Here is a 21358-nt window from a genome sequence, read left to right on the forward strand (position 1 = left end):
GCCCCCACCCGACGTGCGCCCGCGCTACCCCGAACGGTGCTGCTCCCCACTTCCCCGAACGGTGCTGCCCGCGCTACCCCGAACGGTGAGGGGATCCGCACCCGACCGACAACCCGCGTGATCACCCGCACGGGTCGTGCGGCCGGAGGCGCCCAGCGCCGGAGGTCGCACGACCCGACGCTCGGCGCACCGTTTCACGAGACGCGGAGCGGATCGGGAAACGGTGCGCCGAGCGCAACGGGGGGTTCCAGGGGGGTCGCCCCCCCTGGGAAATAAAGAGTGATCTGCCGGAACCCAGGGCATGATCGGGGTGTCTGATAGTTCGGCGAATCAGCCGAGTTCGACCATCGTTCACCTGGTACAGGGGAAAATCACTGGTATGACCGTCAACCCAGGACAGCTTCCCCAGCGGGCCGAAGCGCTGCCCGATGACCGCTTCCTCGATCGGGAGGAGAGCTGGCTCCGGTTCAACCAGCGTGTCCTGGAACTTGCCGAGGATCCCGGCCTGCCGCTGCTGGAGCGGGTCCGCTTCCTGTCGATCTTCTCCAGCAACCTGGACGAGTTCTTCATGGTGCGGGTCGCCGGTCTCGCGCGCCGGATGGCGACGGGGCTGGCGGTGCAGTCCGCCAGCGGGCGGCAGCCCCGCGAGGTCCTGGAGCGCACCGGTGTGGTCGCGCACGAGCTGATGGGCCGGCACGCCGCCTGCTTCCGCCATGTGGTGCGTCCGGCGCTCGGCGAGGAGGGCATCGACATCCTGCGGTGGGACGAGCTGGCCGAGACGGAGCAGGAGAGCCTGCGGCGGCTGTTCCGCGACCGGATCTATCCCGTCCTGACCCCGCTCGTGGTGGACTCCGCGCACCCGTTCCCCTACATCTCGGGCCTGTCGCTGAACCTCGCGGTGATCGTCCGCGACCCGGAGACGGACGCGACGATGTTCGCCCGGGTGAAGGTGCCGCCGCTGCTGCCGCGCTTCATCGAGGCGTCCGCGGACCGGTTCACGCCGCTGGAGGACGTGATCGCCGCGCATCTCGGCCAGCTGTTCGTCGGGATGGAGGTCGTCGAGCACCACGCGTTCCGCGTCACCCGCAACCAGGACCTGGAGATCGACGACGACATCAGCGAGGGGCTGCTGCAGGCGCTGGAGCGGGAGCTGCTGCGCCGCCGGTTCGGCCCGGTGGTCCGGCTGGAGGTCGAGGAGTCGATCTCCGACGGCGTGCTGGACCTGCTGACGTCGGAGCTGGCGGTGGACGAGGGCCAGATCTACCGCGTCGTCGGCCCCCTCGACCTCGGTGGCCTGGCGGCCATCGCCGACCTCGACCGCCCGGAGTTGAAGTACCCCCCTTTCGTCCCGTCGAAGGAGGCGGTCCCGGAGGACGCGAACATCTTCTCCGCGATCCGTGAGCGGGACGTGCTCGTCCACCACCCGTACGACTCGTTCACCACGACCGTCCAGCGGCTGATCGAGGACGCGGCGACGGACCCGCGCGTCCTCGCGATCAAGCAGACGCTGTACCGGACGAGCGGCGACTCCCCGATCGTGGACGCGCTGATGAACGCCGCCGAGGCCGGCAAGCAGGTCGTGGTGGTGGTCGAGCTGAAGGCCCGGTTCGACGAGCGCGCCAACATCGCGTGGGCGCGGAAGCTGGAGACGGCCGGCTGCCACGTCGTGTACGGGTTCGTCGGGTTGAAGACCCACTGCAAGCTCGCGCTGATCGTCCGGCAGGACTCCGACGGCCAGCTGCGGCGCTACTGCCACATCGGCACCGGCAACTACCACCCGAAGACGGCCCGGCTCTACGAGGATTTCGGGCTGCTGACCGCGGACGCCGAGGTCGGCGAGGACGTCAGCGCCCTGTTCAACCACCTCACGGGCTACTCGCGGCAGAGCTCCTACCACCGGCTGCTGGTCGCGCCGAACAGCCTGCGGTCGGGGCTCGTCCAGCGGATCGAGCACGAGATCGACAACCGGCGGGCCGGGCATTCCGCGCGCATCCGCGTCAAGTGCAACTCGCTGGTCGACGAGGTGGTCATCGACGCGCTGTACCGGGCGTCCCGCGCGGGGGTGCCGGTGGACATCTGGGTCCGCGGCATCTGCGCGCTGCGTCCGGGCGTGCCGGGGCTGTCGGACAACATCCGGGTGCGGAGCGTCCTCGGCCGGTTCCTGGAGCACTCCCGGGTGTTCGCGTTCGAGAACGGCGGCGAGCCCGAGGTGTGGATCGGCAGCGCCGACCTCATGCACCGCAACCTCGACCGCCGCGTGGAGGCGCTCGTCACCGTCACCGACCGGGCGCAGCGCGACGAGCTGCTGTCGCTCATCGACCTGGCCATGGACGACGGCACGGACGCGTGGGCGCTCGCCGGCGACGGCACGTGGACGCGGCTGTCGGCCGGGCCGGGTGAGACCGGGCGGGGTGAGACACTGCGCGACATCCAGACGCATCTGGTCAAGAGCCGCCGGTGGAGGACGGTCGATGCCTGAGAGTTCCGATCCGGCGGGTGCCGAGGTCGTCCGGGCGGCCGGTGCGCTGCTGTGGCGGGACGGCCCCGAGTTCGCGGTGGTCCACCGTCCCCGCTACGACGACTGGTCGTTCCCGAAGGGGAAGCTCGACCGGGGCGAGCACGTGCTGCGGGCCGCGGTCCGCGAGATCGAGGAGGAGACGGGCATCGTCGCCCGGCTCGGCCGCCGGCTGCCGACCAGCACCTATCCGGTCGGCGGGCGCACGAAGCAGGTCGACTACTGGGCCGCGCGCCCGGTCACGTCGGGCACGCTCACGCCCAACGACGAGGTGGACGAGCTGGCCTGGCTGCCCGCCGAGGAGGCCGAGGCCAGGCTGAGCTACGAGCACGACGTCGCCCTGCTCCACGACTTCCTAGGCGGCCCCCTGGACACCTCGCCGCTGGTGATCCTGCGGCACGCGTCCGCCGGGGAGAAGGCGGAGTGGCGCGACGCGGACGAGCTGCGCCCGCTGGACGCCGCGGGCCGCGCCGAGGCCGCCGACCTCGCGGCCCTGCTGCACACCTACGGGCCCGCGCGGCTGATCAGCTCGGCGACGGCCCGCTGCCTGGAGACCGTCCTGCCGTACGCGCGCCGCACGGGCACGCGGATCGTCACGGACCCGGCGTTCACGGTCGGCGCCACCACCCCGGAGCAGGCGATGGACGGGCTGCTGTCCCTGGTGGACGACGGCGTCCCCACCATCGTGTGCACGCACGGCGAGGTCGTGTCCGAGCTCGTCACCGGCCTGTGCGCCAAGACGGGGGAGAAGGCGCCGGACGACCCGAGCCTGCGCAAGGCCGAGTTCTGGGCGGCGCACCTGGCCGGTGGTTCGATGCCCGCCCTGGAGCATCACACGCCTAGAACGATGGCCCCAGGGTCTGCGACCACGTAGTCGACAGGTGGTCCCGCGCGGCCAGGGCCTCGCACTGCTCCTTGCCGTAGAGGACGCCCAGCGCGAACGCCTCCGCCGGGACCTTGGTGCGCTTGGCGGCCGTCCCCAGGTGCTCCATGGCGATCACGCCGTCCTGGTGGCCGCCGAGGACCTCCTGGATGCGCTTGGCGTCCTTGACGACCCGCTTCGCGGCCACGCCCAGCACCGGCACCGCGAGCTCCGCGGCGTACCGCGCGCGCTTCGCCGCCTTCCGGGTCTCGTGCCGGGCGACGTCGGGGTCGTCGGCGCTCTTGATCGACGCGTAGTCCTTGGCCATCCGGTCCCACGCCCGCGTGACGAGGACGGGCAGCTCCTTGCGGGCCTTGTGGTCCGCGGCCCCCGCGAGCGGCGGATCGAGGATCAGCCGGTCCAGCTCGTCGAGGAGCTCGAAGTACCTCGGCTCCCGCAGGCTCGCGTTCATCCGCCGGTACGCGGCCTTCTCCCGCTTCTCCAGGTCCTCGACCAGGAACGCGGGCGCCTCCGCGAAGCGCATCCGCAGCACCTCCAGGTCGCGGACCTCGCCGAGGACGGCGGCCAGCCAGCGCAGCTCCGGCCCCAGCGGCACGGTGCGCTCCGCGTCGAGGACGGGCCGGTAGCTGCGCAGGGCGCTCCGCGTCCGCCGGACGGCGACGCGCATTTTGTGGACGGCGTCCTCTTCCTCCAGCCGCGCCTTCGGGTCGTACTTCGCGATGGCCTCGACCTGCTCGGCGAGGTACGCCAGGACGACCTCGCCGGTGGTGATGCCCGGCCCCTTGCCGTTGGACGTCGCCGCCGCGATCCGCGACCGCGCCGCGGCCCGGGCGGCCGCCGCCCGCGACGGGACGACGGCCTCACCGAGCAGCCGCCCCAGCTTGGACGACGACTTGCCCTTCTTCGCGCCGACCTTCCGCAGCCGCTTGCCCGCCGCCTTCAGCAGCTCGGGCGCGCCGCCCTTCAGCTCGACCTCGATCTCCCGCCACCGCTCGGGCTCGGCGTCCGGCCCGCAGCCCGTGACCAGGTCGTCGGCGACCTCCGCCAGCTCGGTCCCGTCCGCGGCGAGCAGCCGGACGACCGTCCTCCTGGTCTCCAGCGTTGCGACCGGCCGCAGCTCCGCGCCCCGCGTGTACGCGGCGACCAGCCCGGCCAGCCGCGCCGGGACGACCAGCGGCCGGCCCAGCGGCGCCCGCATCTCCTGCTTGCTGTCCGGCCCGGCCGGCATCTTCAGGTGCCAGCCGGCGTCCGTCCCGCCCCGCCGGCGCCGCAGCGTGATGCCGTGCGCCGCCAGCCGCAGGTCGGCGGTGTCGAAGTAGCTCGCGTGCAGTTCGTGGACCTCGGGCTCCCCGGCCGACGCGACGCCCGGCAGCCCGTCCAGCTCCGGCAGGACGAAGTCCGCGGCGGCATCGTACTTCTGCTCGATCTCGAGATGCCTCTCGGCCACGCTCTGCTCCTCAACGACGACGCGACAGGGCGCACACCCCCAGGTAACAAGCATTTCACGCCAGGCCGAACTATGACAGAACGCTCTTGATCATCTCATTGCGCCTCGCCCGCGCTCGTGCTCCGGGGCCTCGCCCCAAGGGGCTCACGAGCCCAGGACGGCCCGGCAGGTCGTGACGACCAGCTCGTCCACCAGCGGTGGCGGTGGGCGCCCGGCCAGCAGGTGACGCCGGACGGCGCCGTAGGGGACGTCGACCGTGGCGAAGACGACCCGCTCCCGGTCGATGCCGGGACGGCGGGCGGTGAAGGCGTCCAGCGCCTTCGCGGCCGGCGCGTTCAGCGTGTCGAGGTCGCCGGCGAGTTCGGCGGGCCACCTGGAGACGAGGTCCCGGCGGCGGTGGAGGAGCAGCACGGCGGCCTGGTCCGGGTGCTCGCGGCACCATCGCGGCGTGTGCAGGGCGGCGGCCTCGGCGTCGTCCCGCGCCAGGGCTTCGACGTACCCCTCCTGGAAGCGCCGTACCGTCCGCGTCCAGAGGGAGGCGAGCAGCAGGTCGCGCGACCGGAACCGGTGGTACAGCGACCCTGACGGAGCGCCCAGCCGGCCGGCGATGGCGGCGATGGTGGCCGCGCCGGGCCCGTCCTCTGCCGTGACCGCCAGGGCCGCATCGAGGATGCGGGTCTCGTCGAACCTCGCCGGCCTTCCCAATGGCTTCTCCCGACATCGCTGGCTAGAGTGTAATTCTAGAATATTTCCTCTAAAAGGAGCGCGCATGTCGGATTCCTCGGACGTCGTCTCCCGCTTCTACAGCGCCGCCCAAGCGGGCGACGGCGCGGCGATCCTCGCCATCCTGCACCCGGACTTCGAGGCCAACACGGCGCCGGGCCTTCCCTGCGGCGCCGGCGGCACGTTCCACGGACCCGAGGAGACCCTCACCCGGGTCTGGGGCGCGGTTTTCGCCGAGTACGACACGGCCCCCTACGCCGAAACCTGGGACGAGACGACCGGCGGGCTGATCGTGGTGACCGGCCGCTACCGGGGCACCGCCCGGGCCACCGGCCGTCCCCACGAGGCCGAGTTCGCCCACCTGTGGCGGGTGACCGACGGCCGGATCTCCTGGCTGCACCAGTACACGGACACGGCCCGCTGGCAGGAGGCCCTGTCCCCGGCCCACCCCTGAGGCGCCGTCAGTTGTCGTGGAGGTGGTACTTCATGCCCATGTGGGAGGGGCGAAAGCCGATCTTCTGGTAGAAGCGGATGGCCTCGGGGCGCTGGCGGTCGGTGGTGAGCTGGACGACGCGGCAGCCGCGGGCGCGGGCCTGGCCGATGGCCCAGTTGATCATGTCCTGGCCGAGTCCGATGCCGCGGTGGTCGGAGGCGACGCGGACGCCCTCGATCTGGGCCCGCTCGCCGCCGGTGTAGGTCAGGCCCGGGATGTAGGTCAGCTGGAGGGTCCCGGCGACGGCGCCGGCCACCTCCGCGACGATCACCTGGTTGTTGGGGTCCTTCTCGATCGCGGTGAAGGCGGCGAAGTACGCCTCCGGTATGTCGTCGCCCGGCGTTTCACGGGTGGCGCCGAGGGGATCGTCCGCGAGAAGCCGGACGATCTGCGGCAGATCGGCCACCGTAGCCTCGCGGAAGGTCACTTCTTGATCACGCTTCACGCCTAACAGGGTATCCGGACGCTAACTTGCAACGTCCACGCACGTCTTGTAGTACTACGACTTGTAGTACTACGTTGAGTGGGACCACCCCGACGAGCCGAACTGCCGGTGGTCTCTTCGCCGCGCAGGGAGATGCCATGAATCATGACGAGAACGAGGAGCACTGGAGCGACCACGCCATCTGTCGCGGTGCCGATCCGGACCTGTTCTTCCCCATCGGTTACTCGGTACCGGTGCTCCAGGCGCAGGAGGAGGCCGCCAAGGCCATCTGCGCGAACTGCCCCGTGAAGGCCGAGTGCCTCGCCTGGGCGCTGCGGGTCGGCGAGCCCGACGGGATCTGGGGAGGGACGACGCCGGAGGAGCGCCGCTACCTGCGCCGCACCGCCGACGCCCCGGCCCGGCGCCCGCTGCCCGTCATCGTCGTCCGCGGGGACGCCTCCGAGTCGGAGCACGCCTCCGCCGCCTAGGAGAGCTGCTTAGGGGAGTAGGGCCACCTTGCCCACGACGCGCCGGTTCAGCAGGTCGTCGATGACCTGGGCCGTTGAGGCGAGGGGCTCGGTACGGGGGGGGCTACGGGGGCCAGGTCGCCCTTGGCGACCATGGCGAGGAGCTCGTCCAGCAGACGACGTTGTTCCAGGGGATGCGTCATCGACCAGGCGCCCCAGTCGACGCCGACGATCGCGCGGTTGCGCAGGAGGACCTGGTTGAGCGGGAGGGACGGGATGTCCCCCGACGCGAAGCCGATCACGATGTAGCGGCCGCCTTCGCGGAGTGCGCGCAGCGCGGGTCCGGCGAGGGCGCCGCCGACCGGGTCGTAGACGGCGTCCACGCCGCCGTCCGACCATTCGCGGGCGGCGGACTTGATGTCGTCGGCACTGCTCAGCGCGGCCTCGGCGCCGGCGAGGCGGGCGGCCTCCTGCTTGGCCGGCGTGGACGCGACCGCGAGCACCCGGGCGCCGAGGGCCGTGGCCACCTGGATCGCCGCCAGCCCGACACCGCCGCCGGCGCCGAGGACGAGGAGCGTCTCGTCGCGGCGCAGGGCGGCCCGGTCGCGGAGGGCGAACAGCGCGGTGCTGTAGCTCTGGGTGAAGGTGGCGGCGCGGGGGAAGTCCAGTTCGTCCGGGATCGGGACGGCCGCGGCGGCGGGCACGGCCACGTGTGTCGCGAAACCGCCCAGCCCGCACATCGCGAGGACCCGCTCCCCGGTCGGGAGCGTGCCCGCGACCTCGCTGCCCGGGACGAACGGCAGCGGCGGCTTGATCTGGTACCGCCCGTGGACGAAGAGGGCGTCCACGTAGTTGACCCCGGCGGCCGCCACGGTGACGAGCACCTGGCCGGGCCCGGGGACGGGCGGCTCGGTCTCCCGGACGGCGACGGAGCCGAGTTCCTCACAGATCGCTGCGCGCATCCGTCCAATATGCCGGAAGCGGTGCCGGGGCCCGGGTCCGGGGGGCCGGGCACATTCCGGGCATTACGTTCGTTGACTTTGCAGATCCGAGATTTACGGTGGCTGATATGAGCTATGTCCCCGAACGGCAGAGGTCCGAAGGGCTCGCCAAGCACGGCGTCCGCGCGCTGTCCTCGGCGGTCCTGATCGGTTCCGTCACCGCGGTGATGTGGGTGCTGGAAGCGGTCGACTACACGATGAACGGCTGGCTGGACCGGTTCGGCATCCAGCCGCGGAACGTGAACGACCTCCCGGACATCTTCACCGCGCCGTTCATGCACGGCGGGTTCGGGCACCTGATGGCGAACACCGTCCCGTTCCTGATCCTCGGGTTCATCGCGGCGGCGCGGGGCATCGCCAAGTTCCTGGCCATGAGCCTGATCGTCGTCGTGGTCGGCGGGCTCGGGGTGTGGTTCACCAGCTCCGCCAACACGCTCGGGTCCAGCATCCTGATCTTCGGCTTCTTCGGCTACCTGGTGGGACGCGGCATCTTCGAGCGGCGCCTGCTCGACATCGGGATCGCCGTCGCGGTCGTCGCCGTCTACGGGACGATGCTGTTCGGCGTCATCCCCGGCGAGCCCGGCATCTCCTGGCAGGGCCACCTGTTCGGGCTGATCGGCGGCGTCCTCGGCGCCTGGTTCCTGCGCAGAAGCTGAACCCCCCGGCCCCAGGTTCAGGTGGGCCGGACGGTGACGTCCGCCACGACCGCGTCGCGGGGCGTCTCCAGCGCCGCGACCAGGACCCGCGCCACGGTCGCGGGCGCCGCGAAGTCGTCCTCGGCGTAGGTCCCGCCCTCCTGGGCGCGCACCTTCCGCTGCATCTCCGTGGCCGTCCGCCCCGGGTAGACGGTCGTGACCCGCAGGGACGGCTCCTCGGCGCGCAGCGAGTCGGCCAGGGCGCGCAGGCCGAACTTGCTCGCCGCGTACGCCGACCACTGCGGGTTGGCGCGCAGCCCGGCGGTCGAGTTCACGAAGACGACGTGCCCCTCGGCGGCGCGCAGCGCGGGCAGCAGCAGGCGGGTCAACTCCGCGGCGGACACCAGGTTGACCGACATGTGCTCGATCCACTCGTCCGCCTCGGTGTCCGCGACCCGACCGAGGTGCACCATGCCCGCGGCGTGGACGACGCCGTCCAGCCGCGCGGGCATCCCGGCCATGGCCAGCGACGCCTCGATGCGGCGCGGTTCCCGCAGGTCCAGCGGGACCGTGGTGATGGCCGCGGTCCGCGGCGGCGGCGGCACCGCGCCCGGGTTGATGACCTGCGTGGGGGCGTGCGCGCCGCCGCGCAGCGCCGCCTCCAGCTTGCCGAGCCGTTCCGGCGAGCGGCCGGTCAGCACGAGGTCGTGCCCGCGTTCGCGGAGCAGCTCGGCCACCGCCGTCCCGATGCCGCCGGTCGCCCCCGTGATCACATACGTCCCCATGGCCGTCCATTCTGATCGATCCCCTACCTGGGTGGACGCCCGGGGCGGCCCACCGGTTCGGGGCCGGGCCGGTACGCCGGTGCTCAGTTCGGGTTCTGGGTCGGACGCAGCACCCGCGCGGCGCCCGCGATGAGCGCGGTGGCGAGCACCCAGCCCGTCGTGACCAGCCCGTACGCCACCCAGCGGGACCAGTTCACCGCGTCGTACGACAGTTGCTGCCCGAACGTGTCGAGCGGGATCAGCAGGTCCAGGCTGTAGATCAGCGCGTGGAAGTCGGGGAGCTCGTCCTTCGGCTTGACCGGGCGCGGATGCTCGATCGAGAACACCGTCGTGCCGATCGCGAGCAGCGCCGCGAACCACGCGAACGCCAGCCAGGGCCGGTGGCCGAACCCGACCGTCCAGTCCAGCAGGTGGTTCCACGCCTTGGCGACCGGGTTCAGCATCCGGCGGCGCGCGCGGAGCTTGGCGACCTGCACCTTCCGGGCGAGGTCGTCGTGGCCGGTGCCGTGGTACCAGGACGCGAGCTGCTCGTACGGCTGGAGGTGGAACTCCTTGTCGCGGGAGACCCAGTCGAGGCGGTCCTTGAACTCGGCGCCGCGCAGCGTCTCGTACGTCATGCCGTTCAGGTACAGCTCGTCCGGCCAGACGGACGGGTGGTCCATGATCAGCTCGATGCGGGAGTACGACAGCGACACCCGGCCCTTGATCTTCTCCTCCGGCCAGAGGAGCAGCTCGTCGGCCTGGATGTGGCTGGCGTGCAGCGCCATCCGCTCGGGGTCGCCCGAGTCGAGCTTCGCGCGGGAGAACGACAGGATGCCGTTGTAGCGGCCGCTGCGCAGCCGCAGGGTGCCGATCGAGGTGAAGCCGCGGCTGAACTCGGCGGCGTCCTCCACGACCATGTTCTGGGCGTCCAGCGCGATGCGGCCGGGGTTGCTGAGGGTCGTGCCCTCCATGAACAGGCCGCCGTTCATCCGGGCCCCGACGAAGCGCACGCCGCCGCTGATCTGCGCGTTGCGGATGAAGGTGCCGACCTCCACGACGAGGCCGCCGCTGAACAGCGCCCACTTGTCCGGGTCGGCCGCGGTGATCGTCGTGCCGTTCATCCGCAGGCCCCCGGCGAGCTGCGCCCGCGGCAGCCGGACCTCGCCCTCGATCTCCGATCCGGACAGGCTGAGGTAGCCGTCCGCGCGCAGGCCGCCGCCGTCGAAGCCCGGCATCCGGCAGTCGGCGAAGCGCATCTCCCGGGTCGCGGCGTTGGAGAAGTCGGGCTCCTCCACCAGCCGGCACTTCTCCAGGCGGAGCTCGTACTCGACCGAGCCGCCCGAGACGTCCATCGTCCCCGTGATGTAGGCGCCGCGCAGCCGCACGGCCGCGACCATGCCGGGACGCGGTTCCTCGGCGCCGAGCAGCAGCCGGGTGATGATCTCGGCGCGGACCATGCGGTCGGGGAGCGGGCCGGCGGGCCGGTCGTCGCCGAGGACGACGGTCGCGCCGGTGGGGAACGCGGCCCAGAGGCGCCGTTCCGCGTCGTTGAGTCCGGGGGGCTGGGGCACGGAACCTCTTTCTACGCGGAGATCCCCTCCGCGATCAACACCGCGGAGGGGATCCGGTCATCGGACGGACGGGGGTCTAGAAGAAGCCCCTGCGGCGTCCGGCGTCCTGCAGGAAGCCGTCGAGCTGCTGCTCCCAGTTGGTGTGCTCGATGCTCGCGTAGTCGACGGTGAAGCGGCTGAACGCGTCGCGCCCTTCGGTGAACACGCCGCCGCGCTTGTCGAGCTCCAGGATGACCTCCATGGACTGGGGGTACGCGACGAACGTGACCTCAAGCTCCTTGATCCCCCGGGCGTACTGGCTCGGCGGGTAGAACTCGATCTCCTGGTAGAACGGCAGCTCCTGGTGCACGCCCCAGATGCGGCCCTTCTCGCAGTCGGCGCCGTGGAACCGGAAGCCGAGGTTGGAGAACGCGGCGAGGATGCGCTCCTGCGCGGGCAGGGGGTGCACGGCGATCGGGTCGAGGTCGCCCGGGTCGAGCGCCCCCGCGACCTCCAGCTCCGTCGCGACGCCGACCGTGGTGCCGCGCAGCGGCTGCCCGTACATGTGGGTGAGGGGCGCCTCCCACGGGATGGGCATCTGGAACGGGACGCTGTGCCGGGCGCCCTCCTGCAGCGTGAAACCGCCGGCCACCGGCAGCTTGGCGTACTCGAGGTTCGAGCTGTACTCGTTGTCGCCGGACTCCACCTCGACCCTGGTGCGCAGCGCGAGGTTCACCGCTTTGATGTCGGAGTTGTACTGGCCGCCGATGATGGTGATCTCACCCGTGACCACGCCCCCCGGCGTGGTGTTGGGGTTGTGCAGGACCGTTTCGATCGACGGGCCGCCGATGCCGATCGCCTGCCGCAGCTTCTTGAAGACCAAGGTCCGTCCCTCCCTGAGCGAGCGCGCTCCCGAGCGCTCTTTCCGTCCCATAGACGCTGTCACGGGAGATTACGTTCCGGGAAGGCGGCGTGACCTGCGAATCGCCGGGTTGTCCCCGGTTTCAGTGGCCGCCGCCGCCCGCCAGGTTGAGGCCGACGACCCCGATGACGATGAACGCGAGCGCGATGATCTTGGCGGCGGACACCTCGTCGCCCATGACCAGCATGCCGAGCGCCGCCGTGCCGACCGCGCCGATGCCGACCCACACCGCGTACGCGGTGCTCACGTCGAGGGTTTTCAGGGCGAGGCTGAGCAGGCCGAAACTGGTCACGGCGAAGAAGAGGAAGCCGGCGGACGGCAGTACCTCGGTGAAGCCCTTGCTTGCCTTCAGGCACAGGGCCATCGCGACCTCGAAGAGACCGGCGACGATGAGAAGGATCCAGGCCATGGGGTTCTACTCCCGGAGACGAGACGGCATTGCCAGCGCCGTCTTCGCCTGCCGGGTACGGCGCACCTCGTCCGGGAGGACCAAAAGGCCCTCACCACCAAGAACGCGACCGCCCACTCCCCTGTTCCCGTCCCGGCTCCGTTGACTTGCGGCGTGTGATGCGGCCTGCCCTCACGACACGCCGCAAGCCGACGAATCAGGAGCGGCCGAGTGCGCGGTACTCCCAGCCCGCCTCCCGCCAGCGTGCCGCGTCCAGGGCATGGCGGCCGTCCACGATGCGTCGGTGGCCGACGACCTTGGCAAGCGCCTCCGGCTCCACCTCCCGGAAGACCGACCATTCCGTGAGCAGGACGACCACGTCCGCGTCCTCGGCGACCTCGAACGCGCCGTCGCCGTACCGCAGGTCGGGGAAGGCGCGGCGGGCGTTGCCGAGCGCCGCCGGGTCGTAGACGCGGACGTCGCCGCCGAGCCCGTGCAGGGTGTGCGCCACGTCCAGCGCGGGGGCGTCGCGGATGTCGTCGGAGTTCGGCTTGAACGCGGCGCCCCACGCGGCGATCTTCTTCCCGGCGACGGTGCCGCCGAGGACCTCGCGGACGAGGTCGACGGTGCGGGCGCGGCGGCGCCGGTTGATGTCGTCCACCTGGCGCAGGAACGACACGGCCTGGCCGACGCCGATCTCCTCGGCGCGGTGCGCGAACGCGCGGATGTCCTTCGGGAGGCAGCCGCCGCCGAAGCCGAGGCCGGGCCGCAGGAACTTGCCGCCGATGCGGTCGTCGAGGGCGAGGGAGTCGGCGAGGTCCTTGATGTCGGCGCCGACCGCCTCGCAGACCTCGGCCATCGCGTTGATGTAGGAGATCTTGGTGGCGAGGAAGGAGTTGGCGGCGACCTTGACCAGCTCGGCCGTGGCGAGGTCGGTGCGGATCACCGGGGTGCCCTGGTCGAGGACGGGTTTGAACGCCGCGCGCAGCCGCTCGTGCGCCCAGTCGGACGCGACGCCGAACACGAGCCGGTCGGGATGCATGGTGTCGTCGACGCCGAAGCCCTCGCGGAGGAACTCGGGGTTCCAGGCGAGCTCGACGTCGGTGCCCGCGGGCGCCAGGCCCTGGACGATGCCGGTGAGCCGCTGCGCCGTCCCGACCGGCACGGTGGACTTGCCGACGACGAGGGAGCGGCGGCGCAGGTGCGGCGCGAGGGAGCGGACGGCGGACTCGACGTAGGAAAGGTCGGCGGCGTCGGAGCCCGGGAGCTGGGGTGTCCCGACGCAGAGGAAGTGGACGTCGCCGAACTCGCCGGCCTCCGCGTGGGAGGTGGTGAACCGGAGGCGGCCGGAGTCGAGCGCCTTGGTGAGCAGCTCGGGCAGGCCGGGCTCGAAGATCGGGGCCTCGCCGGCCGCCAGCCGCTCGATCTTCTCCGGGTCGGCGTCCACGCCGAGGACCTCGAAGCCGAGGACGGCCATGCAGATCGCGTGCGTGGCGCCGAGATAGCCGGTCCCGATGACGGTCAGTCTCGGAGCGTCGGAATCCCCCTGTTCCATGCGCACCTCCCTTTGGATAGCGGTGTTCTCGCCCGACCGATCTTTCCACCGGTGCGCGCGGGGGCGGCGCCGGGTGCCGTGCCGCGGGTCCGTGTGCAGGTCGGGCCGTGTGAGTCAGCTCACGCGGGGGCCCTGGACGTGATATCGATGTGGCCTGCCTCCCCGATTCGCGTGGTTTTAGGGGTGGTTGTCACTAGTTACTAGCGGGTAGCATGATGTTGAGTTACTAACCAGTACGATGCGCGGGGCCGGCCTGGCACCGCAGGACTAAACGGAGTCTCGAATGGGGCACTACAAGAGCAACCTCCGGGACCTGGAGTTCAACCTCTTCGAGGTGTTCAGGCGCCAGGACCTTCTCGGCAGCGGCCCGTACGCCGACCTGGACGAGGAGACCGCGCGCAGCATCCTGGACGAGATGGACCGGCTGGCCGAGGGCCCGCTGGCAGCCTCCTTCGAGGACGCCGACCGCAACCCTCCGGAGTTCGACCCGGCAGCCGGCACCGTCACGATGCCGGAGAGCTTCAAGAAGTCGTACAAGGCGTGGATGGACGCCGAGTGGTACCGCCTGGACCTCGGCCCGGACTTCGGCGGCACCGGCGCCCCGCGCTCCCTGACCTGGGCGGTCGCCGAGCAGGTGCTCGGTGCCAACCCCGCCATCTACATGTTCTCGTCCGGCCCGAGCTTCGCCCAGATCCTCTGGCGCATCGGCACGCCGGAGCAGAAGAAGTTCGCCGAGCTGGCCCGCGAGCGGCAGTGGGGCGCCACGATGGTGCTGACCGAGCCGGACGCCGGCTCCGACGTCGGCGCCGGCCGCGCCAAGGCCGTCGAGCAGCCGGACGGCACCTGGCACATCGAGGGCGTGAAGCGCTTCATCACCTCGGCCGAGCACGACATGTCGGAGAACATCTTCCACCTGGTGCTCGCCCGTCCCGAGGGCGCCGGTCCCGGCACCAAGGGGCTGTCGATGTTCCTCGTCCCCAAGTACCTGGTGGACGTGGAGACCGGTGAGCTCGGCGAGCGCAACGGCGCCTACGTGACCAACGTCGAGAAGAAGATGGGCCTCAAGGTCTCCACGACCTGCGAGCTGACCTTCGGCGAGAAGCACCCGGCGATCGGCTACCTGGTCGGCGGCGTGCACGAGGGCATCAAGCAGATGTTCCTCGTCATCGAGCACGCGCGGATGATGGTCGGCACCAAGGCCATCGCCACCCTGTCCACCGGCTACCTCAACGCGCTGGAGTACGCGAAGGAGCGCGTGCAGGGCGCCGACATGACGCAGATGACGGACAAGACCGCCCCGCGGGTGACGATCACCCACCACCCGGACGTCCGCCGCAGCCTCATGACGCAGAAGGTGTACGCCGAGGGCATGCGCGCCCTGGTCACGCTCACCTCGACCTACCAGGACGCCGTGCAGATCGCCCAGCACGAGGGCCGCAAGGACGAGACCGCCGAGAAGGTCAACGACCTGCTGCTGCCGATCGTCAAGGGCTTCGGCTCGGAGCGGGCGTACGCGCTGCTCGGCGCCGAGTCGCTGCAGACCCTCGGCGGGTCCGGCTTCCTGCAGGACTACCCGATCGAGCAGTACATCCGCGACTCCAAGATCGACACCCTGTACGAGGGCACCACCGCGATCCAGGGCCAGGACCTGTTCTTCCGCAAGATCCTCCGGGACAACGGTGAGGCGCTGAAGGTGCTCGCCGGCGAGATCAGGGCCTTCGTCGAGTCGGAGGCCGGCAACGGCCGGCTGAAGAACGAGCGCGCCCTCCTCGGCCGCGCCCTGGACGACGTGCAGGGCATCGTCGACCCGATGGTCGGCTGGGCGCTCGGCTCGATGGAGAACCCGAAGGAGCTGTACCGGATCGGGCTCAACGCGACCCGTCTCCTGATGGCCCTCGGCGACCTCATCGTCGGCTGGCTGCTCTGCCGCCAGGCCGAGGTGGCGCTCACCGCCCTCGGCGGCGGCGGAGTCTCCGACTCCGACAAGGCGTTCTACAACGGCAAGATCGCGGCCGCGCAGTTCTTCTGCCAGACCGTCCTGCCCCGCCTGGCCGCCGACCGCGCCACCACCGAGTCCACCACCCTCGACCTGATGGACCTCCCCGAAGAGTCCTTCTGACCCCGTAACGCGCAACGGCCCCCGCCTCCCGGCGGGGGCCGTTCCGCGTTACTGACCGCCGCCCGAATTACATGGTCTCCAGCGCGGCCATCATGAGCAGCACGGAGAACGAGCACCCGGCGAGCAGAACGACTCCGGAAGCGGCAAGCGCGAGCCCCGCCGAGAAAAGCCGCCGCAACACGAGATAGGCGACCACCGTGCCCAGAAATGCGAGCACGGGCAGATACGGAATGAACAGGGAGACGGCCCCCACGAGGAGGGCGCAGGCCACCGAAGCCGCCACCCTGCCCTCACTACGGAGATCCTCACGCGTGACCGCGAAGGCGACCCCTCCAGCGACAACGGCACTCGCCGCGATCATCAGGATGATGAAGTAATCCATGCACAGCCTCCCGCTCGGCGGATTTCACAGGATGCGTCGTTCACCTATGACCCGAGCGGGAGCCAAGAAGTTCGATCTCGCTTCCTACGGACGCCCGCAATGCGAACGCAGTCGCCCGGCCGAAGAAGCTTGCCAGCAAGCCTTGGTCAAGTCGGGGGGTGGCATGGTGCAGGCATGAAGCGATCACTCGCGAGGGCTGTAGCCGTGGCCGCCGTCCTGCTCTCCACCCCGGCGGATCGCTTCTACCAGCCGCCAAACGGCACTTGACGGGTTGGGCGGGGAACCATCGCCGTTGTGGAGCTTGCGCGCCCTGTCACAGGCGTCATCGAGGCCGTCTTCGAAGTCCTCGAACTTCGTCGTGGCCTTCGACCAGCCGGGGCGTATCGCCTTCAACTCCCTCTCCGCCTCCCGCGCAGACTGAAAAGGCCGGCTGTACCCCCTAGTGTGAAGAATCAGCCAGAACTCGAAACTGGGGGACGTTAGCGCGAGGTTGACTTCCAACCTTCGCGATTCTTGGATGAGATCCTGGACGAGTTGATCGTCTAGTTCCGTGTCGAGGACGCACCAGACCTCGTCATATTCGTCCGAGCGGCGGGCTCCGGCCTCACGGACCAGACCGCGGTGATCGCGCTGTGGCGCGTCGACGGCAAGCTGCGGTCCCCGCCACGTCCGCATACCCGTGAAGTAACCCTTCTCGGTCTTCCCCTCGCACACCAGGAGAAAGCTGAGCCGCTCTTCCCGGGATCCGCTGGGCCGTCGTTCGAGATTGGTCTGCCGTCCGACCTTCCCCGGCTGAGTCGTTCGCCTCGCGCGTTTAGGACTCTTCGGGGGCATCAGGGCTGTCTTCCTCTCGAGCCGCGAGTGCGGCGGCGAACAGTTCGTCTCTCAGCACTGGCACGGCCCCATAGCGGCCCGCGAGGTACCGACGTTCCCGGTTCTCGTCCCTACGCGGATTGAAGTCTGATACGGGGAATAGTTCCGTGGCGCCGCACTCGTCCTTCTCGGTGAACCAGATATGGTCCCGCTTGAGGACCTCTTCTCCCTGGATCCGTCCCAGCAGCGACACGTCATGGCTCGTGAAGATCAATTGAGCACCGTGCGGATTGCTTTCAGGTTCGGAGAACAGCTTGATCAATTGCGCCGTCAAAAACGGGTGCAAACTGGAATCGAGTTCGTCCACGATGAACGGCACACCTCGGTCGAGTGCTTTGAATGCAGGCTGCGCCAGCCAGTACAAGGACTGAGTGCCCGTGGACTGCTCCCGCATCTTCAGTGCTGCCCCGCCATCGACACCCCTATGCTGGAAGGAAAGTCGTTTTCTTCTGGGCGTATCTTTTTGTGCTGGACTGCGGCGACGCCTGCTCATGCGCGCAACATACTCTTCTTCGCTCTCTTCGACGACCACCGCGTCTTCGATTCCTATGTCTGCCGCGCGCAGGAGCGTTACGATACGCTTCAGGCTGGAATCGTCGTCAGACGTCCACCCTTCCATGATGTAGGGCATCACGAGATCTCGCGTTGTGCGCCACTCGATCTGCTTGAACCATTCATAAACGGGGAGTAGAATACGCTGTTTCGAGCGCACCGCGACAGAGAGGAAGAGTACGTTCGGCTCAGTGAGCTGCTCTGCCTGTCTCAACGCATGGGGTGAATGGTCACCGTAGTGAAATGTGTCCAGCTCTCGACGAAAGATTTCCCGCGGCCTCTTGTGCGGGTAGCTGTACATCCACTCTTCAACGATACGAACATCGTCGACGGCGAACCCATAGGTGTAACGAACGCCATCAATGATCATATCCGCGACAAATGTCGACGATTCTTCCAATGCCTCCGGATCGAGTGCGAAGGGGTGACGTTCAACACCCCCGCCCGGCTCGCTTTCTCTGAATGACCGGCCGACCATCGCGGCCATGTACTGCAAAGCGTCGATCACGTTGGACTTGCCGGAGGCGTTGGCGCCGAAGATCCCCGCGACGGGCAGGGCCTCCCACGGAGCATCGGCCGGCGCGTCGGCGGCGTAGGACGGCGTGAGCAGCAGCTGTTGCTCATGCCGCAGCGACCGATGGTTCGCTACACGGAAACTCAGCAGCATCGCGCTCCTGACCTCTCATCAGAGACACTCTCAACTCCTAGTGTGCAGGAAAACCGCAGGAGAGATACCTGTGGCTGCCAGTAACCACACGTGGATACGCGGGTTCGGCGTCCTGAAACCACTCCAAATCGGCAAGAACCGGCGGCCGGGTGCTCATCCGGCGCCGCTCGGACGACGACGCGTTATCGTCGGGCCAGAAACACGCTGCCGTCCGATCCCCGCCGGGCGGAGACGAGTGCCGCCCTCGCCTCGGGAGATCCCTCGCACCCATGGACGACCTGTGGCGCCGCCTCACCCCCGCCCCTTCACCTGCGTGCACGCCGACGTCCACGGCTGCAACATGATCGTCGGCGACGGCTCGACCACATTCCTCGACTGGGAACTCGCCCTCTGGGCGACCCCGTCTACGACCTGGCCGTCCACCTCCACAAAATGGGCTACCTCCCGGACGAGGAGATGACCCTCACCGCGCGGTGGGCCGCCGCCATGCCTCCGGAGCGCGTCACCGGCTGGGAGGAGGATCGGGCGGCGTACCGCACCCACGAACGCATCAAGTCCGCGATCGTGGACGCCGTCCGCTATTCCCGAGGTCCAGTTCCAGTGGGGGTGGTGGTGAGGTTGTCGTGGGGTGCCCGGCGGGCGGTCGGACGTGCCGGGGCTCAGGTGGGTGGATCATCGTGATGGCTCTCTGGTGGCGGGTTACCAGGTGGACGGGAACATGCGGTGTTTGAGGAGCGCGTCGACGTGGGCGGCAGCTCGCTTGGTGTCGCCGCAGGGGGAGAGGTAGCCGCACCGCCCTCGTCCGGCGTCGTAGTAGGCCCAGCCGCCCCCTTGTGTGGCATGGACGCTCACCGCGACGCGGACGTGGTCGTCAGGGCTGAACGCGAACACCCAGAGCAGCGGTGGACGGGCCGGAAGCTCGTCAGCCTGGTAGAGCTTCACGTAGCGGTAGCTCTTGGCCTGGACGGCGACGGCGAGGAGATCGAGGTTCCGGATCGCCGTCGCGCGTCCCAGCCGGGTCCGCCATCGCAGTAGGCGGGCGTTCAGCGGGCGCAGCGAGCCCATGTGATCTTTCCTTCCTCGTTGAGCAGGCGGACGCCCCAGTCGTGGACTAGTTGCGCCATCAGCAGCAGGCCGCGCCCGCTCTCCGCGTCGTCGTCCTCGCCCTGGACGACGGGGAGGGCGCGGCTCTCGTCCCAGACCTCGATGACGGTGAGCGGCTCGCGTGCGTCCGGGAAGATCCGGACGATGATGTGCCCGCTCCCTACATGCTTGTAGCTGTTAGTGACCAGCTCGGTGACCACGAGCCGCCCGACGTAGTCGTCGTCGTGCCCGAGTTCGCGGAACCGGTCGGTGAGGTAGCGGCGCGCTTTCGCGGGCGCCGCGTCGGACGGATCGAGAACGAGCGGCGGCGCCTCTGGCGCGAGCATGACCGCAGGCATCGGCAAACCCCTCCAGCCTGGACGAAGGGCTGATAACAAACGGGGCCAATCCGCCATACCCGGAAGTACCCGCAACTATCACCCTGTGTAATCGAACGAACACCATCCAGCCATAGGGCGGCGTACGATTCCCGGGTACCTGCGAAGCAGTTTCAGATCACTCACAAGCACTGCCCTCGGTAGTAACCCCCTCAACGAGAGGCGTCAGGCCGATGCAGAACCGGATCAAGCCCGAGTTCTTGAGTTTTGGTGCCGAGGTCAGGCGCCTTCGCAAGGCTGCGGGCCTCAATCAGCAGCGCCTTGCTGACCTGGTGAACGTGACGCGCAGTTACATCACCCAGATCGAGGCTGGGCGGACACGCTGTCGCCGGGATATGGCTCTTCGGCTCGACCGTGCACTCAAAGCCGGTACGACCCTCGTCGAAGCCTGGGACGAACTACTAGAATCGATCAAGTCCGACAAGTACCCCAAGCACTTCGCTAGCTATCCGAAGGCCGAGCAGTCCGCGATCATGGTTCGCGCCTATGAGGAGCGACTGGTGCCTGGGCTGTTGCAGAAGGAAGCCTATGCCCGCGTTCTCTTGAGAGACGAGGATGCCGTCGAAAACCGGATGCGACGGCAGGAGATTCTGTATCGCAATCCACCCCCGGTCGTCTCCATCATCATGGACGAGACGGTTCTCTATCGTGAAGTTGGAGGGCCGGAAGTGATGAAGGAGCAGTTGGAGTATCTGTACGAACTGTCCTTGAGTGGAAAGGTGCAGTTGCAGGTTGCTCCGATTCGGTACATCAGAAACGTCTGGGGATCGTTCCATGTCGCCACTCGCCCAGATCATAAGCAGGTCGCGTATGCGATCAAGGCGTGGGGAGGTGAGACAACGACCGACCCTGATGAGATTGCAGTGGCAAATGAAACCTTCGTGATTCTGCAATCGGAAGCGTTAAACGTAAGAGAAACGCGACTCTTGATCAGAAAGGTGATAGACGAAAGATGGACGTGAGTGAAGTTAAATGGCGCAAGTCTTCTCGCAGTAGCGAACAGGGTGACGCCTGCGTCGAGATTGCGCTAGTGTCACGTATCGTTGCTGTTCGCGATAGTAAGGATCCCGGCGGCCCCAGAGTATTTGTGAGTCGCGGCGAGTTTCGGCGCCTTGCTGAAGCGATCAAAGGTTTGTAGAAATGTTTCACCCTATGCTGGGGAAGCTGTGACTATATCAACCTCGGGCAGCTTGGCGTGGCGCAAGCCATCTCGCAGTCATGAGGACGGGGACGCGTGCGTGGAAATAGCCGCCATTGCCAATACTGTTGCAATCCGTGACAGCAAGCATCCTGATGGCTCCAAGCTCCTCATCGATCGTGGTGACTTTCGGAACTTCGCCAGCGTTCTAAAGAGCTCTTAACTCATACGGGTGATCGATGCGCCTCGTCCTGTCCCTTGCTGCGTTCCTCTCTGGGCTTGTGCTGCTTGTTGGGTGTACGGGTGGTGGGGCGGTCGAGGATGGTCTGCCGACGGAGAGGGGGCGGCCTGCCGCCGGTGGGGGGTTCGTCAAGGA

Annotated in this window: 23 protein-coding genes and 1 riboswitch; of the genes, 9 read left to right on the forward strand and 14 right to left on the reverse strand. The window is 68.9% G+C overall.

From position 1 onward, the window contains the following. Window positions 1–379: 379 nt before the first annotated feature. Together E1266_RS22675 and E1266_RS22680 are read left to right on the forward strand one after the other, a co-directional pair. On the forward strand, window positions 380–2479 hold the full coding sequence (locus tag E1266_RS22675) for an RNA degradosome polyphosphate kinase (protein WP_132050123.1): 2100 nt from the start codon (window positions 380–382) through the stop codon (window positions 2477–2479). Continuing rightward, the gene (locus E1266_RS22680; protein ID WP_132050125.1) at window positions 2472–3389 is read left to right on the forward strand and encodes an NUDIX hydrolase; all 918 of its coding nucleotides are present in this window, start codon (window positions 2472–2474) and stop codon (window positions 3387–3389) included. Before E1266_RS22675 ends, E1266_RS22680 begins: the two co-directional genes overlap by 8 nt. Here the strand turns inward: E1266_RS22680 and E1266_RS22685 are convergent. Together E1266_RS22685 and E1266_RS22690 are read right to left on the reverse strand one after the other, a co-directional pair. Further along, entirely contained in the window at window positions 3355–4845 is a 1491-nt protein-coding gene (locus E1266_RS22685) for a CYTH and CHAD domain-containing protein (protein WP_165966168.1), read from the reverse strand. The two genes, E1266_RS22680 and E1266_RS22685, sit on opposite strands and share 35 nt — an antisense overlap. A 144-nt stretch (window positions 4846–4989) precedes the next feature. Further along, on the reverse strand, window positions 4990–5550 hold the full coding sequence (locus tag E1266_RS22690; protein ID WP_165966169.1) for a TetR/AcrR family transcriptional regulator: 561 nt from the start codon (window positions 5548–5550) through the stop codon (window positions 4990–4992). Window positions 5551–5614: 64 nt separating this feature from the next. Between E1266_RS22690 and E1266_RS22695 the strand changes: the two genes are divergently transcribed. Next, complete coding sequence (locus E1266_RS22695; RefSeq protein ID WP_132050130.1) at window positions 5615–6022, forward strand: nuclear transport factor 2 family protein; 408 nt, start codon at window positions 5615–5617, stop codon at window positions 6020–6022. Window positions 6023–6029: 7 nt separating this feature from the next. On the opposite strand, the gene E1266_RS22700 is transcribed toward E1266_RS22695, so the two are convergent. After that, the gene (locus tag E1266_RS22700) at window positions 6030–6488 is read right to left on the reverse strand and encodes a GNAT family N-acetyltransferase (protein ID WP_132050158.1); all 459 of its coding nucleotides are present in this window, start codon (window positions 6486–6488) and stop codon (window positions 6030–6032) included. 155 nt (window positions 6489–6643) lie between these two features. Here E1266_RS22700 and E1266_RS22705 point away from each other — a divergent pair, with 155 nt between their 5' ends. Then, a complete protein-coding gene (locus E1266_RS22705) occupies window positions 6644–6973 on the forward strand; it encodes a WhiB family transcriptional regulator (protein WP_131988018.1) in 330 nt (109 codons plus the stop codon). Between the two features lie 47 nt (window positions 6974–7020). Here the strand turns inward: E1266_RS22705 and E1266_RS22710 are convergent, their stop codons facing one another. Continuing rightward, on the reverse strand, window positions 7021–7914 hold the full coding sequence (locus tag E1266_RS22710) for a zinc-binding dehydrogenase (protein ID WP_207945856.1): 894 nt from the start codon (window positions 7912–7914) through the stop codon (window positions 7021–7023). A 107-nt stretch (window positions 7915–8021) separates the two neighbouring features. On the opposite strand from E1266_RS22710, the gene E1266_RS22715 reads away from it, so the two are divergent. Then, window positions 8022–8609: a rhomboid family intramembrane serine protease gene (locus tag E1266_RS22715; protein WP_132050132.1), complete on the forward strand. Its 588-nt coding sequence runs from the start codon at window positions 8022–8024 to the stop codon at window positions 8607–8609. A gap of 17 nt (window positions 8610–8626) precedes the next feature. Here E1266_RS22715 and E1266_RS22720 read toward each other — a convergent pair whose 3' ends face one another. From E1266_RS22720 to E1266_RS22740, 5 genes are all read right to left on the reverse strand, one after another. After that, window positions 8627–9373 (reverse strand): SDR family oxidoreductase, encoded by a 747-nt coding sequence (locus tag E1266_RS22720; RefSeq protein ID WP_132050134.1) that lies wholly within the window; start codon window positions 9371–9373, stop codon window positions 8627–8629. An 83-nt stretch (window positions 9374–9456) separates the two neighbouring features. After that, complete coding sequence (locus tag E1266_RS22725) at window positions 9457–10926, reverse strand: hypothetical protein (protein ID WP_132050136.1); 1470 nt, start codon at window positions 10924–10926, stop codon at window positions 9457–9459. A gap of 76 nt (window positions 10927–11002) precedes the next feature. Beyond that, on the reverse strand, window positions 11003–11788 hold the full coding sequence (locus E1266_RS22730; protein WP_132050138.1) for a sporulation protein: 786 nt from the start codon (window positions 11786–11788) through the stop codon (window positions 11003–11005). Between the two features lie 121 nt (window positions 11789–11909). After that, window positions 11910–12236, reverse strand: coding sequence for a multidrug efflux SMR transporter (locus E1266_RS22735; RefSeq protein WP_132050140.1), 327 nt, complete (start codon window positions 12234–12236; stop codon window positions 11910–11912). A gap of 32 nt (window positions 12237–12268) precedes the next feature. Continuing rightward, window positions 12269–12332: riboswitch (guanidine-III (ykkC-III) riboswitch) on the reverse strand. Window positions 12333–12432: 100 nt separating this feature from the next. Beyond that, window positions 12433–13770 carry a UDP-glucose/GDP-mannose dehydrogenase family protein gene (locus tag E1266_RS22740; protein ID WP_132050142.1) on the reverse strand — a complete coding sequence of 446 codons (1338 nt, stop codon included), beginning with the start codon at window positions 13768–13770 and terminating at the stop codon, window positions 12433–12435. Between the two features lie 283 nt (window positions 13771–14053). Here E1266_RS22740 and E1266_RS22745 point away from each other — a divergent pair, with 283 nt between their 5' ends. After that, window positions 14054–15889, forward strand: a complete 1836-nt coding sequence (locus tag E1266_RS22745; RefSeq protein ID WP_132050143.1) for an acyl-CoA dehydrogenase — start codon at window positions 14054–14056, stop codon at window positions 15887–15889. Between the two features lie 67 nt (window positions 15890–15956). On the opposite strand, the gene E1266_RS22750 is transcribed toward E1266_RS22745, so the two are convergent. The 5 genes from E1266_RS22750 to E1266_RS22770 form a co-directional block, all read right to left on the reverse strand. Continuing rightward, window positions 15957–16271 (reverse strand): hypothetical protein, encoded by a 315-nt coding sequence (locus tag E1266_RS22750; protein ID WP_132050145.1) that lies wholly within the window; start codon window positions 16269–16271, stop codon window positions 15957–15959. A gap of 183 nt (window positions 16272–16454) precedes the next feature. Then, a complete protein-coding gene (locus E1266_RS22755) occupies window positions 16455–16985 on the reverse strand; it encodes an RloB family protein (protein ID WP_165966170.1) in 531 nt (176 codons plus the stop codon). Window positions 16986–17085: 100 nt separating this feature from the next. After that, on the reverse strand, window positions 17086–18363 hold the full coding sequence (locus tag E1266_RS22760) for an ATP-binding protein (RefSeq protein WP_132050149.1): 1278 nt from the start codon (window positions 18361–18363) through the stop codon (window positions 17086–17088). A gap of 699 nt (window positions 18364–19062) precedes the next feature. Continuing rightward, window positions 19063–19428 carry a hypothetical protein gene (locus E1266_RS22765; protein ID WP_132050151.1) on the reverse strand — a complete coding sequence of 122 codons (366 nt, stop codon included), beginning with the start codon at window positions 19426–19428 and terminating at the stop codon, window positions 19063–19065. Next, window positions 19407–19805, reverse strand: coding sequence for an ATP-binding protein (locus E1266_RS22770; RefSeq protein WP_165966171.1), 399 nt, complete (start codon window positions 19803–19805; stop codon window positions 19407–19409). The genes E1266_RS22765 and E1266_RS22770 overlap by 22 nt, the downstream gene beginning before the upstream one ends. Window positions 19806–20017: 212 nt before the next feature. Here E1266_RS22770 and E1266_RS22775 point away from each other — a divergent pair, with 212 nt between their 5' ends. The 3 genes from E1266_RS22775 to E1266_RS22785 are packed head-to-tail and all read left to right on the forward strand — an operon-like array spanning window position 20018 to window position 21205. Then, window positions 20018–20806 (forward strand): helix-turn-helix transcriptional regulator, encoded by a 789-nt coding sequence (locus tag E1266_RS22775; RefSeq protein WP_132050155.1) that lies wholly within the window; start codon window positions 20018–20020, stop codon window positions 20804–20806. Further along, window positions 20797–20982, forward strand: coding sequence for a DUF397 domain-containing protein (locus E1266_RS22780; RefSeq protein ID WP_132050156.1), 186 nt, complete (start codon window positions 20797–20799; stop codon window positions 20980–20982). The genes E1266_RS22775 and E1266_RS22780 overlap by 10 nt, the downstream gene beginning before the upstream one ends. Before the next feature lie 28 nt (window positions 20983–21010). Further along, window positions 21011–21205, forward strand: a complete 195-nt coding sequence (locus tag E1266_RS22785) for a DUF397 domain-containing protein (RefSeq protein ID WP_347876739.1) — start codon at window positions 21011–21013, stop codon at window positions 21203–21205. The last annotated feature ends 153 nt before the right edge of the window (window positions 21206–21358 follow it).

The sequence above is a fragment of the Actinomadura sp. 7K534 genome (assembly GCF_004348575.1).
GTDB lineage: Bacteria > Actinomycetota > Actinomycetes > Streptosporangiales > Streptosporangiaceae > Spirillospora > Spirillospora livida.